Annotated in this window: 15 protein-coding genes; 8 read left to right on the forward strand and 7 right to left on the reverse strand. The window is 67.4% G+C overall.

What is annotated here, in order from left to right; genetic code table 11:
* Positions 1 to 275 precede the first annotated feature (275 nt).
* Positions 276 to 851, reverse strand: a complete 576-nt coding sequence (locus F9C12_RS15265; protein ID WP_409466309.1) for a DoxX family protein — start codon at positions 849 to 851, stop codon at positions 276 to 278.
* A gap of 105 nt (positions 852 to 956) precedes the next feature.
* The gene (locus tag F9C12_RS15270; protein ID WP_409466310.1) at positions 957 to 1865 is read right to left on the reverse strand and encodes a 2-hydroxyacid dehydrogenase; all 909 of its coding nucleotides are present in this window, start codon (positions 1863 to 1865) and stop codon (positions 957 to 959) included.
* 58 nt (positions 1866 to 1923) lie between these two features.
* Here F9C12_RS15270 and F9C12_RS15275 point away from each other — a divergent pair, with 58 nt between their 5' ends.
* The gene (locus F9C12_RS15275; protein WP_409467013.1) at positions 1924 to 3132 is read left to right on the forward strand and encodes a PQQ-dependent sugar dehydrogenase; all 1209 of its coding nucleotides are present in this window, start codon (positions 1924 to 1926) and stop codon (positions 3130 to 3132) included.
* 726 nt (positions 3133 to 3858) lie between these two features.
* Here the strand turns inward: F9C12_RS15275 and F9C12_RS15280 are convergent.
* Both F9C12_RS15280 and F9C12_RS15285 read right to left on the reverse strand, forming a co-directional pair.
* Entirely contained in the window at positions 3859 to 4362 is a 504-nt protein-coding gene (locus F9C12_RS15280) for a hypothetical protein (protein WP_409466311.1), read from the reverse strand.
* A 116-nt stretch (positions 4363 to 4478) separates the two neighbouring features.
* Positions 4479 to 4937: a hypothetical protein gene (locus tag F9C12_RS15285; protein WP_409466312.1), complete on the reverse strand. Its 459-nt coding sequence runs from the start codon at positions 4935 to 4937 to the stop codon at positions 4479 to 4481.
* A 926-nt stretch (positions 4938 to 5863) separates the two neighbouring features.
* Between F9C12_RS15285 and F9C12_RS15290 the strand changes: the two genes are divergently transcribed.
* From F9C12_RS15290 to F9C12_RS15305, 4 genes are all read left to right on the forward strand, one after another.
* Positions 5864 to 6247: a helix-turn-helix domain-containing protein gene (locus F9C12_RS15290; protein WP_409466313.1), complete on the forward strand. Its 384-nt coding sequence runs from the start codon at positions 5864 to 5866 to the stop codon at positions 6245 to 6247.
* 300 nt (positions 6248 to 6547) lie between these two features.
* Positions 6548 to 6856: a hypothetical protein gene (locus tag F9C12_RS15295; protein WP_409466314.1), complete on the forward strand. Its 309-nt coding sequence runs from the start codon at positions 6548 to 6550 to the stop codon at positions 6854 to 6856.
* Positions 6856 to 8550, forward strand: coding sequence for an alpha/beta hydrolase (locus F9C12_RS15300; RefSeq protein WP_409466315.1), 1695 nt, complete (start codon positions 6856 to 6858; stop codon positions 8548 to 8550). Before F9C12_RS15295 ends, F9C12_RS15300 begins: the two co-directional genes overlap by 1 nt.
* Complete coding sequence (locus F9C12_RS15305) at positions 8547 to 9140, forward strand: LppA family lipoprotein (protein ID WP_409466316.1); 594 nt, start codon at positions 8547 to 8549, stop codon at positions 9138 to 9140. Before F9C12_RS15300 ends, F9C12_RS15305 begins: the two co-directional genes overlap by 4 nt.
* 173 nt (positions 9141 to 9313) lie before the next feature.
* Here the strand turns inward: F9C12_RS15305 and F9C12_RS15310 are convergent, their stop codons facing one another.
* From F9C12_RS15310 to F9C12_RS15320, 3 genes are read right to left on the reverse strand one after another with little or no spacing between them, the layout of a single operon-like run.
* The gene (locus tag F9C12_RS15310; RefSeq protein ID WP_409466317.1) at positions 9314 to 9745 is read right to left on the reverse strand and encodes a hypothetical protein; all 432 of its coding nucleotides are present in this window, start codon (positions 9743 to 9745) and stop codon (positions 9314 to 9316) included.
* A gap of 6 nt (positions 9746 to 9751) precedes the next feature.
* Entirely contained in the window at positions 9752 to 10096 is a 345-nt protein-coding gene (locus F9C12_RS15315; RefSeq protein WP_409466318.1) for an N-acetylmuramoyl-L-alanine amidase, read from the reverse strand.
* Between the two features lie 3 nt (positions 10097 to 10099).
* Positions 10100 to 10678, reverse strand: a complete 579-nt coding sequence (locus tag F9C12_RS15320) for a hypothetical protein (protein ID WP_409466319.1) — start codon at positions 10676 to 10678, stop codon at positions 10100 to 10102.
* A 293-nt stretch (positions 10679 to 10971) separates the two neighbouring features.
* Between F9C12_RS15320 and F9C12_RS15325 the strand changes: the two genes are divergently transcribed.
* The 3 genes from F9C12_RS15325 to F9C12_RS15335 are packed head-to-tail and all read left to right on the forward strand — an operon-like array spanning position 10972 to position 12881.
* The gene (locus F9C12_RS15325) at positions 10972 to 11694 is read left to right on the forward strand and encodes a hypothetical protein (protein WP_409466320.1); all 723 of its coding nucleotides are present in this window, start codon (positions 10972 to 10974) and stop codon (positions 11692 to 11694) included.
* On the forward strand, positions 11663 to 12238 hold the full coding sequence (locus F9C12_RS15330; RefSeq protein ID WP_409466321.1) for a hypothetical protein: 576 nt from the start codon (positions 11663 to 11665) through the stop codon (positions 12236 to 12238). Before F9C12_RS15325 ends, F9C12_RS15330 begins: the two co-directional genes overlap by 32 nt.
* Position 12239: 1 nt before the next feature.
* Positions 12240 to 12881: a tyrosine-type recombinase/integrase gene (locus F9C12_RS15335; RefSeq protein ID WP_409466322.1), complete on the forward strand. Its 642-nt coding sequence runs from the start codon at positions 12240 to 12242 to the stop codon at positions 12879 to 12881.
* The last annotated feature ends 60 nt before the right edge of the window (positions 12882 to 12941 follow it).

The raw sequence follows: 12941 nt of genomic DNA on the forward strand, positions 1-12941 counted from the left end.
GCACCCTGCGCCTGCCGTCGCCGCTCACGGGCCAACCCACCAGGCAACTAGCCCCCGATTTCCGCCCTGACCAGGCATTCGCCACTAAACGGCAACACCTGGCCAGCCTGGTCAACGGCCGGATCACTTCGCCAGGCCCAACGTTGCTTCCAGCCGACTCGGCAGGGTCAGAGACGCAAACTCCAGCCGGGTCCGCGAGCCCGCGAGTCCGCAGGTCACGGGTCAGCGAGTCGCAGGTCGCGGATCCGCAGGTCGCGAGTCCGCGAGTCAGCAAGTCATCGGGTCAGAACGATGACCACCACAGAAGCAGCCGCAGCCAGCAGCAACGAGATGAGCCCGAGCGGCAACGGCCGCTTCCGCCACGGCGTGTTCCGCTCCAGCGAAATGGTGCCCGCGCCGGTGAAGATCAGCGTCAGTGCGCAGAGGCCCAGCAGCAGCTCGTACTCCCAGCCCTGACCGGTGCCCTGGAAGAAGCCGCCGTGGAACTTCGCGTAGACGATGTTCGCGGCCACGCCCAGCAGCCCGGCCGCGGCGAGCGGGGTGAACAGGCCGACGATCACCAGCGCACCGCCCGCGACCTCGGTGATGCCGGTGATCCAGGACAGCAGCGTCGTCTGCTTGTGGTACCCGAACATCTCGAGCACGTGCGCGAACCCGCCGACGCCCGGTCCGCCGAAAGCGCCGAACAAATGCTGCAGGCCGTGCGCACCCATGATCACGCCGAGCCCCAGGCGCAGGACGAGCAGGCCGAAGCCGAGACCGCCCTGCCGGGGTTCGTCGTAGTCGTTGCCGGCAGAGTCCTCGACACCGGACAGCACGCTGGTCTGGTAGTCGTCCCCTTGAGTGGTCACGCGGCGAAGATTAGGGGATTCAGCCGTGCCCCGCGAGCGAGCACGCCGAGGTCAGGGGCTCTTTCAGGGTTCACCCTGAGTGCCAGGCCGACAGCCGGGAAATGATCAGTATTCGCCGCGCACGAGATTGCCAGGTAACTCTCCGCCAGCGTACCGGGCGATTTCCGCCGCGGCCACCAAATAAGCGCGCCGCCGGACGCCCCGCACCGCTCCGGCGACGTGCGGCGTCAGCACGAAACCGGGCGCTGTCCACAGCGGATGGTCCGCCGGCAACGGCTCGGGATCGGTCACGTCGAGCGCGGCCCGAAGCCTCCCCGCCGCGAGTTCCGCCGCCAGCGCGTCGGTCACCACAACCGGCCCTTGAGCAGCATTCACCAGCACCGCGTCATCACGCATCGCGGCAAGAAAATCGGCGTCGACCATGCCTCTCGTCCGCGACGTGAGGGGGACCATCATGACCACCACATCGTGGTGCGGCAGCAGCTCCGGCAGCTCATCAACGCCGTGCACGCCCTCGCGCGCAGACATCCCGACCATCGTGCAACGGACGTCGAACGGCTCCAGCCGACGGCGCAACTGCCGCCCGACGTCGCCAGCCCCGACGATCAGCACACGCTGACCTTGCAAGGTGTCGGACGGCAGCTGCTCCCAGTGTCCGGCCCGTTGCGCCGCCGCGTAGACGTCCAGATTCCGGTACATCGACAACAGGACGCCGACAACCCACTCCGCCATGCTGCCACTGTGCGCACCGCGGCAGGTGGACAACAGAACGCCGTCCGGGACGCGGCCGACCCAGTCCTCCGCTCCAGCGGTCAGGAGCTGCACCAGCTTGAGGTTCGGCAGATCGCTCCAGATGTCGTCGCCGGTCGAAGCCATGGGCGGGACGAGCACCTCGGCTTTCGCAGCCTCCGGCGGCAGCGGACGACCCCATTCGTAGCGCACCGCGTTGACGAGAGGGATTTCGGACAGCACGGCGACACCCTCGTCGTCCGGGACCAGCACGGTGACTGTCATGATCACCACGGTAACCACTTACCAGTGGCTCACGCCGCGCCACCTAGGCTGGGACATCATGCGTACCCGGTACCGGTGGTCGGCGCCGCTGGCCCTCCTCGCCTGCGGCGGCCTCGTGCTTTCCGGCTGCGCCCGGTTCGACGACACCGCCGCCGGCCAGACGTTCACCCCCGCGCCGGTGCCGAGCCCCGAATCTCCGCCGCATGTCCAGGAGCACGGCGACGGCCCCGGTCGCGGTCCCCGCACCGGCCCCGCGCAAGCGCCGCCCTCGCCCGTTCCGCCTCCGCAGGGCTGCAAGGACTTCGACAAGGCCGTCATCGCCACCTGCCTGGACACAGTCGCCGCCGTCGCCGGACTTCCCGGCGAGGGGTCCGCGCCAGCCGCTCTCGCCGGTGAACGGAAAACCGGGCGGGTCATGCTGGCCAGCTCCGGACACGACGCGACGTCGTTCGCGCAGCTGGACGTCCGGGCCGACGGCGACGGCGGGCTCACCAGCCTGGCGCTGTCGCCGAGCTATGTCGAGGACCAGCTGGTCTTCGCCTACGTCACCACGGCTTCGGACAACCGGGTCGTGCGCTTCGCCAAGGGCCAGGCCCCCAAGCCGGTGCTGACCGGAATCCCGAAAGGCCCGACGGGCAACCGCGGCGCGCTGGCCAGCGACGGAAGCGGCGCACTCCTCGTCGCGACGGGCGACGCCGGCAACCCGGCCGCAGCGGCGGACCCGAATTCCTTGGCAGGCAAGGTCCTGCGGATCGACGTGTCCGGAAAACCGGCGGCCGGGAATCCCAAGCCCGGATCCGCCGTCTACGCCTCGGGCCTGCACTCCCCCGGCGGCATCTGCCGTTCGTCCGACGGGAAGCGCGCGTGGGTGACCGATCACCCGGCCAACGGCCCGGACGCCGTGTACCGCCTCCAGTCCGGACAACCGCTCAGCACGCCCGCGTGGACCTGGCAGGACAAGCCTTCCCTCGGCGGCTGCGTCGATTTCGTCGACGCGAACGGCATCCTCGGCATCGCGTCGTCCACCGGGTTGCAGAACGTGCCGGTCAACAAGGACGGCGCGGTCACCGGCAAGCCGACGGTCACCCTCGACGGCAAAAGCAAGTCCGCCACGACGTACGGCCGGCTCTCCGCGATAAGCATGATCAACCCCCAGCTGGCCGTCGCCGGAACCGTCAACAAGGACGGCGGCAAACCTGTCTCCAGCGACGACCGCGTGGTCCTGATCGTGGTGAGCGACACGGGCGGCGGTCCGGGCAAGGACTGACGCCCGGGTGCACCGTGACCGAGCGCTTCCGGGCCCGGGAGTGCGGTTGACCTGCGATTAGCCGTTTAGCGGCGACAGCTGATCCGGTCCACCTCCCCCGGTGATGACCGGTCTCCTCGAGCTGGCTGTTGAGGCTCTTTTCGACCGCATCGAGTCCGGCCGGAGTCGCCGCTAAACGGCGACAACCCCTAACCATCGATCGGCACCAAACCGGTGCCGACCCAGATCGACACCCGCCGCGACATCAGCGTCGGCGTCCGGGCGGCGTCGGCATCAGCGTGGGCATCCGGGCGGCGTCGGCATCAGCGTGGGCATCCGGGCGGCGTCGGCGTCGGCGTCGGCGTCGGCCGAGAGACATCACCGTCGCCACTTAACGGCAACTCCGGAGGTCCGCCGCTGCCCTAATGCCCCCAACGGCAAACTTCAATGGCGACGACCTCCGCGACGACCCTCGTCGCCACTCAACGGCAAATCCGTTGAGAGCCATCCCTCAAGCGGTGCACCCCATCGCCGCTCAACGGCGAATCCACCAACACCGCCGCTCAGCTGAGCGCACCGGATCGCCGCTCAACGGCAACTCCGCGAAGAGCCACCACTCGATCCGAGTGCCCTGTCGCCACGCAGCGGCGAATCCACCGAACCCCACGCCGACGAGAGACCAATCCTCCCGTCGCCATTGAACGGCGAATCCGCCAAAGCTCAGCGCGGGCAAACCCGTCTCGCCATTCAGCGGCGACGACGCGAAGCCCGGCTCTCCGCCCGAGCAGCCCGGATGTCCACGATCGCCACCGCGGCCGACCCGACCGCGAACACCATCCCCAGATACCGCCCGAGCCCGCCAGAGATCGACACGCCCGCGGCGTCCAGGAACGCACGCTGGTCGCTGTCGAAGACCCAGTCCAGCGTCGACCAGCCGATCACCATCAGCAACACCGTCGTCAAGCAGCCCACCAGCCACAGCTGCGGCAGCCCGCTCACTCGTGCCTTCGTGACCTGCCCGAACAGCACCACGGCAAGTCCCACCACAGCGAGCAGCAGCGGCGGCCCCCACGAGAAGAGATCCGAATGCCACGCGGTGCGCACGACGTCGCTGTGCGGCAACGTCTTGAACGCCTCGCGGACGTCGGACGTCGCGGTGTCCGCCGACAACACGGTCCAAGGCAGGAACGTCGACCCGACCGCGAGCAGCCCGGCCACCAAGCCGAGCCACTCGCGCCAGGTGACGCGCATAACCCACTGACCTGCACGAACAGCACGACCATGGGTCAAACGTGGGATGGAGGGGCGACCTTCCGAGGAGTTCCCGTGCACAACAAAACGCTACCAACCACCCCCATTTCGGCCGCTCACAGCAAGCCAGCGAAGAGGCAGCCCTGCGAGACCCCGAAGGGCTCTGCACTGTCCAGCTGCATCGAGAGCCTGGCCGAGGGATGGATCGGTCGCGCTGACGCCGACATGCTCGCGAGCGCAGTCGAGCAGGCGAAGACCGTTTCGGTAGTCGCCGTGCTGCAGGTATCGAGTGCTGCGGTGGTACGCGCTGATCGCGATCCGCAGCGGGTCTCCCGTGCGCGGGGCGAGCTGGATGTGTCGTTCGGACGCGATCGCGGCGACTCGGCTTGCCGGAAACGTCCGGCGACAGTCGCCGAAATCCGGCCCTCCGGCCGCGGGTCGTCATAGGCGTCGAGAGCGCTGCGCAGGTCGGCGACGCCGGCGGATTGTTGGCTCGGTTCGTCCAGCACTTCGTTCTCATGCGTGCCGTAGAGCGTGGAGACCTTGATACCGAGCGCTCGGGCAGTGCCGGCCACGAAAGCGGCGCTCGGCGGCTTTGTCCCCTGCTCCACTTTTTGACCAGGAAGGTCGAGAAGTTCGTACGCTGCGCAAGTTGCGACTGACTAAGGCCCTTGAGCTTGCGAGCAGCTTTGAGCCGGTCGGCAACGCTGCCTCCGGGAAGTTCGGGGACGTGCATTCGGTGTCTCCTGCCGTCGGCCGGTGTCCCTTTGGTTTCCCTTTAGCGTCGCAATCGCTCTTAGCCTCACGAAAGTAACTGTCAGCAACGAAACCTGTGGGGAGGGTTCGCGTCATGACAGCGTGGACAACGCAGCGCCACCACGGGCCACGCACGTCGGACCTGGCGTTGCGGGTGTACACCGACCCGACCGACGGAATCGGAAGACGACGCACCGCTACTGGAAGCGGGAGCTTGCCGACCCGTCGGTGCGGTGGTTGATCCCGTGGTGCTCGTTCGGCAACTCTTACCCGGAACGCCACGAGCGCAGCGAGATCGACCTGACCAGGTTCGTCGATGCCGACTGGTGCACCGGTTGCACAGGGCTGGCCGCGCAATGACCGCGGCAGCGCCACAACGTCGAAGCAACACCTACCGGCGACGCCACCACTCGGACGACGAATGCGGGATCAATCCCCTTGTTCCTCTTCGCTGACTGGCTGCGTCAGGCTCCGGGTTCGCCCGGACGGGCCCGCCGCGCACGACGACGCGGATCCGGCTCGCCTGCAAAGCGTGCGGAGCTACCGCCACGGCGACAGACCGCAGGTGCGGCGAATGCGGCGAGCCCTTCTGGGCCTGCGGCAAATAGACCCCCGAGTGCCGCGACGGCAATCCCCCGACACGCCGCGGCACCGGGTGCGCCCCCACCGGGCCGGGCGCCGGGGGCGGTGGCCTCTCCCGAAGATCACCGTCCCCATCCACAGACTTGCGACGACGGGACAGCGAATGGCCGACACGCCAGAAGAGGCACGCGCGAAACGGATCGAGCTAAACCGCCGGATGCTCAAATCCTGGCGTGCCGGTGAGTCGGTCATCGAGATCGCTCGGGAGCACGGGCTGTCGCTGAGCTGGACAGGGCGGCTGCTGCGGCATGAAGGGGCCGTGCTGCCGCCCATCCGACAGGGCGTGAAGCGCACCGACCTCGACATCGAACAGATCATTCTCGATTACGAAAACGGCGCATCCATACAGGCAGTCGCCGACGCACACAGCACGTGCTATGCCACGATCCGTCGGCTCCTGAAGAAACACAAGGTGACGATTCGCCCGCACGGCGGCCAGAACGCCATCGAGCTCTCGCCCCTGCTAACCCTCCGATCCCGCACATAAATGCCGCACGTCCACATGCTTCCCTCTCTCAGGTGCGTGGCGGGGCGGTTCCGTTGTCCGGTGACATGTGCCGGTCGAGCGACGCGCCACGGCGGTGATCTAGCGTTCACGGGTCCTTCGGCGCTGCACATCAGGTCGTGCCACGCGTCGCTTCTCCTCCTCCTGCGTAGTTCTACCTAGCTGCGCCTAGGTAGGTCTTCGCGTGTTCGCTGGCGAGCCCCCCGTTTGAGGGGGAGACGCCGTTGATCTCCGAGCCCCGGCGCCCGTAACGTGACTCTCGGTTATGGGAGGGGGAGGCTGATGGGGTTTACGAGTGTGCCGGAGGCGTTGAGAGCGGCGGGGCGGTCCGCGGGGGAGAAAGCGGCGGGTCTGCGGGGCGGGGATTGCGCGGGTCTGGTCGGGCGGGTCTCGGGTGCGATGCGGGGCGGGAAGGCCGGGGCGGCGGCCGGGGGCTGTCAAGAAGCGTTGTCGTCGACGTTCGCGCAGTGGTGTGCTCAGGCGCAGCGGTTCGGGGAGAACCTGGGAGTCGCGGCCGACCGGTACGCGCGCGGCGACCAGGCCGCCGCGGGGGTGTTCCCGACCGCTCCGACGATGCGGGGGCCGCGCTGATGGTGTCGCTGGCCGACGTGCGCGCCTGGGACCCGGGCGTGCTGGACGAGGTCTGCTCCGGCGTGCAGGCGAAGGTGCAGGTCCTGACCAACGAGGGCGACGACTACGGCAAACTGCTCCCGGTGGACGGCTGGAGCGGTCCCGCCGCCGAGGGCGCGGCCGCCCAGCACAAGACCCACATGCAGGGCCTGGACACCTACGTCGCCGGAGCCGCCGCGATCGGCAAAGCCGTCGGGCAGGCCGCCGACGCGGTCCTCGCGGTGCAGGCCGCGATCAAGAACGCCGACGAGCTGGCCCGCAAATACGGGTTCGCGATCACCGCCGACGGCGCGATCGCCTGCGTCTACGGCGGTGACCCGCCACCGGAACTGCACCCGCAGGACCGGGCACGAGCACAACAGCAACTCGCCGACGATATCGCGCAGATCCTGCGCACCGCCGAAGACATCGACAGCGACCTCGCCGCAGTCCTGGACAAAGCCGCCGCCGGCCAATTCGGCACCGGCAACGAATCCACCGTCGCCGCCGCAGCCGCCGACGGGCTGAAAGCACCGGGGATGACGTTCCCGGAGCCGCCGCCGAACGCCACCCCGGCGCAGAACGCGGCCTGGTGGGCTACCCTGCCCGCCTCCGCCCGCGACGCCCTCATCCGCGACCGGCCCAGTGTGATCGGTGCGATGGACGGGCTGCCCGCGGTTGACCGGGACAAGGCGAACAGGGTCGTGCTCGACCGGGATTACGCGGACCTGCGCCGCCAACGCGACGACCTGCAACATCGCATGGACGGGCTGAAAATGTCCGATCCGCAACAGCAGAACGAGCACCACGACCTGCAAGTCCAGCTCGACGCGCTCAACGAGAAGATCTCGTCGCTGGACGCCGTCCACGACACCCTGGCCAAGGGAAACCGGCAGCTGCTGTTCCTCGACAGCACCCATCCCCGGGTCGAGGCCGCGATCGCGGTCGGCGACGTGGACAAAGCGGCTAACGTCGCCGTGTTCACCCCAGGGTTCACCACCACGGTGAACGGCGACCTCGCACAGTACGACACGAACATGGACGATATGAAACGGATGGCCGACCGGATTGATTTTCGCCATGGCGGCGGGCCGACAGCGGCGGTGACGTGGATCGGGTATCAGGCCCCGCAGTGGAGCGGGATCGCGAACCCCGACCAGTCGGTGCTCACTCCGCACGCTGCGCAGGCCGGTGGCGAGAGCCTCGCGAAGTTCTACAACGGGATCGGCGCGGGGCACGAGGCGTCGAACACACCGCTGCACCTGACCGCCCTCGGCCACAGCTACGGCTCCAGCACCACCGGCTACGCTCTCAGCCACGACACCCCGGTGCAGGACGCGATGCTGTTCGGCTCACCCGGCCAGGGCGCCGAGCACCTCAAGGTCCCGCAAGGCCACCTTTTCGCCGCACAGGACGCCGGGGACACCCTCGTGCCCAACTACGGCAACACCGGAGTGCTCGGACCCAGCCCCTACTTCAGCCCGGACGCGAGCAACTACCACCAGATGTCCACCGACGCCAGCCTCACCGAAGCAGGCCCGCTCAACGCCACCGAAGGACACAGCGGCTACCTCGACGCCCAGTCGACCAGCATGTACAACATGGCCGCCATCACCACCGGACATCCCGACCTCGCCCAGTACAAGGGCACCGTCCTCGCCGAAGGCCCCCGATGACGCCGCACCCCAGCCGCCTGCACGCGGCGCTCGCCGTAGCCCTGACCGCCGCCGCTCTGACCGCGTGCAGCGTCGAGAAATCGCCCTTCCCAGGAGACAACGTGGACCGAGACCCCGCAGAAGTCTGGGCCGCACTGATGCGCCTGCCCGACACCGACCAAGCCCGCCAGCAATACCAGCAACTCGACACTGAACTCCGCCAAGCCCTCACCGCCGCCATCCCCAAACTGACGCCCTGGACGCCGCTTGGCAACGGCTCGCGAGCAGCGTGCGGCGCACGATTCCCCGGCGTCGGCAACGACGGCGAACAGGCAAGCCTCGGTGACCACGGGGTGACCGGGAACCTGCCGGACGCCGACTACGAGAAAGCGCTCGTTGTCATTGGATCCGTCGCGCAACGCTACGGATTCGACCCGCGACCCCAGCGTCTGCACGACGCGCCCGGATCACACGACGCCGTCTTCCATAACCGGACCGATGAAGGAGCGATCTCCTTCGGCACCGCGCTCAACACCAGCCTTGGCCTCGACCTTGGCTGTCGCCTCTTCCCTGCGGCCAAGCAACGTGGCACCCCGTCGGCCACGCCCTAGCCGGGCGCACCGACCCGCCATCTGCTCAGTTCCGCCCCGCCGCGCCCCCTCGGTTGCGCGGCGGGGCGGTTCCATGCCAGGTTAGTCTTGGTCGAGCTTGGCGACCGGCACGACACGGCGACGCACGAGCACGCTGCTCACGACGGACAGGATCGCGCCGGCGGTGGACACGATCAGGTTGACGGTCTGGTCCGGTTCTTTGTCGAGCCGCCAGCTGCGTCGATCCGCTGCGGGTTGGACGTGGCCCAAAGATGGTTCAGCCCGGAGCCCGGCGTCGGGCCGAAGAAGGCGACCTTCTTCACGGTCATCGGCACCCAGCCGAGCGAGATCACCATTTTCGTGGCGTTCTTCGGGACGACGGTAGTGACGCACGCGTCCTTCCCGTTGGTGGGCCTGAGTTCGCGGTCGGGCATGTCTTCCTCCTCGGTGCGGGGTGGGGCCGCCGGTGCTTTGCCGACGGCTGTGACGTGGGCGCGGAACCCGGTCATGTCGAAATTGGGGTCGCTCTTTCGGCCCCGCGGCGAGCACACTTCTTTGTGGCGGAGCACGGCCGCGACCGGCCGGCTGAACGCGGTGCACAGTCGCGCGTACGCGTCGAGCTGCACCTCGGGCTAGTCGTCCGCCCCGGTCGCCTCGGCCTCGATTCCGACCGAGTAGTTGTTCGACCAGTCGTTGTTCAGCACCGCGCCGGCGTGCCAGCACAACCCGGCGGCGGCGACGTAAACGGTGCCGTCGCGGCCGAGCACGTAGTGCGCAAGCGGACCGGCGAGGTCCGACCGTCCATTCTGGACAACGCCGAGCGAGGGTGCGTTGCCGCTGGGGGAACCGGCGGTGTGGTGGCAGACGACGGCGCGGACGCCGGACATCTGCCCGTGCCCGCGGGTGCGCCAGCCGGGTTGCTCGACGACGCGCAGCCCGGCGGACCGCGCGATATCGGCGAGCATGGTCAGCATCATGGTTCAGCCTCCGAGTATCGCTGCGGCGATGGTCCCCGCGGCTCCGCCACCGAGGGCCATCCATACTTTTCGTTCCAGGGCGCGGATTCTGGCCTCGTGGTCGCTGTCGCGTTTCTCCACGGCGTCCACTTTGTCCACCAGCTTCGCCGCGATTTCCTTGGTGGCGATCACTTGGTCGTAGATCTTGTCCAACGTGATGACCACTCCGCCGTCGTTGCTCATTTCCCTCACCCGAGCCTGACGAGGTCGATCGACGTGGCCTGCCCGAAGGTGACCGCGTTGTCGGCGGTTCCGGACGACTGCCAGAAGCTCGCGGTGAAGTAGCAGTCGCTGCTCGGCGCGAAGCCGATTCCGGACACGTTGTAGTTGGCGGCGCCGGAACCCGCGATCGGCCGACATCATGCCTTCGGCATTCGCGGAGACTTCGGCCATGAGCCGCGCGGTCGCGGCCTCACGCTGCTCGGCGAACGACGCGACCGTGGCCTCGATCCGGTCGGCGGCATCGCCGGGCGCGAGGGTTCCCGCGCGCAGCCCAGCGAGGTCGGCGGTCACCAGTTGCTGAAGACGGGACACCGTGAACACAGGCGAGACGGCGGCCGCCAAGGGGGTTGCGGCCACCACGCAGTGCGACAGGAGTTCGGCAGAGCCGTCGAGCGAGCCAGGGTGGAGCGCGGCTGGACTGCCGACGAGGCAGCTCGCCGAGCGGGCGTAGCCCCGAAAACCTGGCAGCCATCGAAGACGGAGTTCCGGTTCGCCCTCTTACGATCGCAAAGCTGGACAACCTATTCGGGCTCCCCGGCGGCGTCTCATTTGATGCATACACCGGAGAAATCGACGCAGCTGAAGTATTCCAAATGTCACCTAAGAAAAATACAATGAGAGAGCCTGAGCGAAAAGGCGATCCCGGAGTCGCAAACCCGAGTCTCACCGATCGCATAAGCGTTCTTGGCCTCGCCGAACTGAGAAGACTGCGCGACGTGATCGACGGCGCAATCGGAGCGCTCGTGAAGTCTGAGCGGAACTCACTCGCGATGCAGGTGGCAGCAGTCGAAGAGTCCTTAGCGATGGCGCGAGAGCAGCGCGCCAGGCTCGTTGCATCAGTCGAGGATGCGCGCCATTCTGGCAATAAAGAGCTACAGGAGAAACTGAACCTAACTGCAGTATCCGCAACAGACGCCGAACTTGTGGCCATCCATCAATTCTACGAAGCACGCGCAAGGTTGCACCAGTTCAAAGACAGGGAGACAGAAAAGAACGGAGGCAGAAAAATAGAATTCTACGATCCCACCGCAGCAGAAAGCCGTGCAAGTTACCTGCAATCGCGCATAATGGCAACACGGGCCAGCACTGAAGATTGGGCGCGTACAATTATAGATGCCGCCAACAACAATGATGAAGACCTGTTGCGCCGCGCACAAGAATCGCTTCTTAGAGCGGAGCAGTCGCGCGAGGTGTACACCGCCGAACTTCGCGGTTTAACACAACGTCATCCCTCGATGCACGACTCCTACAGAGTCTCTTCATTCAACACGCTGCCAACTGATCTGACCGGCGAAAGGAGTGAACATGCCGAGCACAGAGAAGCTCCCGAGCAGTAAATACCGCGGCCTGTACCGCGACGCCGAGGGCGACAGACAGCGCGTCCCCGGGACATTCGCTCGCGAGCAGGATGCGTTCGACGCCGCGGTGGACGCTCAGGCGAAGGCGAAACGCACCGCTCAGGTGAAGGACGGGACGCTGCCGCCGAGCACGCTGTGGGGCGCCTGGGGGGAGGAGTTGAGCAAGGAACGCGCGAAGCTGCCGTCGGAAACTCCGTCGAAGGAGGCCAGCATCGCGAGCAAGTGGCTGATTCCCCAGTGGTCCGAGACGCCGCTGAACCGGATCACGCGGAAGGCGGTGAAGAAGTGGGTCGCGACCGAATTGAAGGAGCGGCCGAGGATGTCACCGGCGTACGCGCACAAGATTTTCTCGGTGTTCCGGATCAGCATGAACAAGGCGGTCGACGAGGAGATCTTGGACGCGAGCCCGTGCTTCAAGATCGAGCTTCCGGAGCTGCGAAAGAAGGCGAAGTCGTACGTCAGCGTCGAGAACGCGGCCGCGATGCGGCCGCACTTTCCCGGAGAAGGCGAGCTTCTACGCTGACATGATCGAGTTCGGCTTGGAGGTTGGGATGCGGCCCAGCGAACTCGCCGGGCTCCGCGCACACCGGATCTATCGGAAGCGCCGCAAGGTGCTCGTGACCGACGTGTGCACCACCCGACGCAAGGTGGTCCGCGGCCACCCCGGGGACGGTGATATCCATCACGTTCCACTGAGCGCCGCTGCCCTGCGCATCGTCGATCGGCGGCTGGACGGCCGCGACGCTGATGCCGGGTGCGGGGTCGATCACCTCGACGGCACCGACTGCAAACACCCACTCGTGTTCGTGAACACCCTCGGCCGACCGGTCAACGCGAACATGCTGAGCGCGCAGATGCGCGCCGCTGCCGAAAACGCCGAGATCGGGTCGAAGAGCGGCTACGCCATCCGCCGCAGCTTCGCGACCCGCACCATCGAGGGCGGCGCGGACCCGTTCGCCGTGCAGCGAGTGATGGGCCACGCCGACCTCGAGGAGCTGGCGGGCTACGTGCAGGAGACGCCGGAGGCCGACTCCCGGATGCTGGCGGCGCTCGGCGAGCGGCAGCCCCCGAAGGCCGTGGGACCGCGTGGGACGGACCGTGGGACCAACCCCCGCAACCAGACGCTCCGAACCGTTACCAAGCCAGACGGCGCGAACGCCGTCTGACCAGGTACAACAGTCCTAGAAACTACCTTCCGTTCCCCCAGGTGCCGATCCGCGTTTTCG

The sequence above is a fragment of the Amycolatopsis sp. GA6-003 genome, from assembly GCF_046267895.1.
GTDB lineage: Bacteria > Actinomycetota > Actinomycetes > Mycobacteriales > Pseudonocardiaceae > Amycolatopsis.

Excerpts from the sequence above, each read along its gene's own strand:
- F9C12_RS15270 (WP_409466310.1), bottom strand. The coding sequence starts at position 1,865 with ATGACAGTCACCGTGCTGGTCCCGGACGACGAGGGTGTCGCCGTGCTG.
- F9C12_RS15275 (WP_409467013.1), top strand. The coding sequence starts at position 1,924 with ATGCGTACCCGGTACCGGTGGTCGGCGCCGCTGGCCCTCCTCGCCTGC.
- F9C12_RS15280 (WP_409466311.1), bottom strand. The coding sequence starts at position 4,362 with ATGCGCGTCACCTGGCGCGAGTGGCTCGGCTTGGTGGCCGGGCTGCTC.
- F9C12_RS15290 (WP_409466313.1), top strand. The coding sequence starts at position 5,864 with ATGGCCGACACGCCAGAAGAGGCACGCGCGAAACGGATCGAGCTAAAC.
- F9C12_RS15295 (WP_409466314.1), top strand. The coding sequence starts at position 6,548 with ATGGGGTTTACGAGTGTGCCGGAGGCGTTGAGAGCGGCGGGGCGGTCC.
- F9C12_RS15300 (WP_409466315.1), top strand. The coding sequence starts at position 6,856 with ATGGTGTCGCTGGCCGACGTGCGCGCCTGGGACCCGGGCGTGCTGGAC.
- F9C12_RS15305 (WP_409466316.1), top strand. The coding sequence starts at position 8,547 with ATGACGCCGCACCCCAGCCGCCTGCACGCGGCGCTCGCCGTAGCCCTG.
- F9C12_RS15315 (WP_409466318.1), bottom strand. The coding sequence starts at position 10,096 with ATGATGCTGACCATGCTCGCCGATATCGCGCGGTCCGCCGGGCTGCGC.
- F9C12_RS15325 (WP_409466320.1), top strand. The coding sequence starts at position 10,972 with ATGAGAGAGCCTGAGCGAAAAGGCGATCCCGGAGTCGCAAACCCGAGT.
- F9C12_RS15330 (WP_409466321.1), top strand. The coding sequence starts at position 11,663 with ATGCCGAGCACAGAGAAGCTCCCGAGCAGTAAATACCGCGGCCTGTAC.
- F9C12_RS15335 (WP_409466322.1), top strand. The coding sequence starts at position 12,240 with ATGATCGAGTTCGGCTTGGAGGTTGGGATGCGGCCCAGCGAACTCGCC.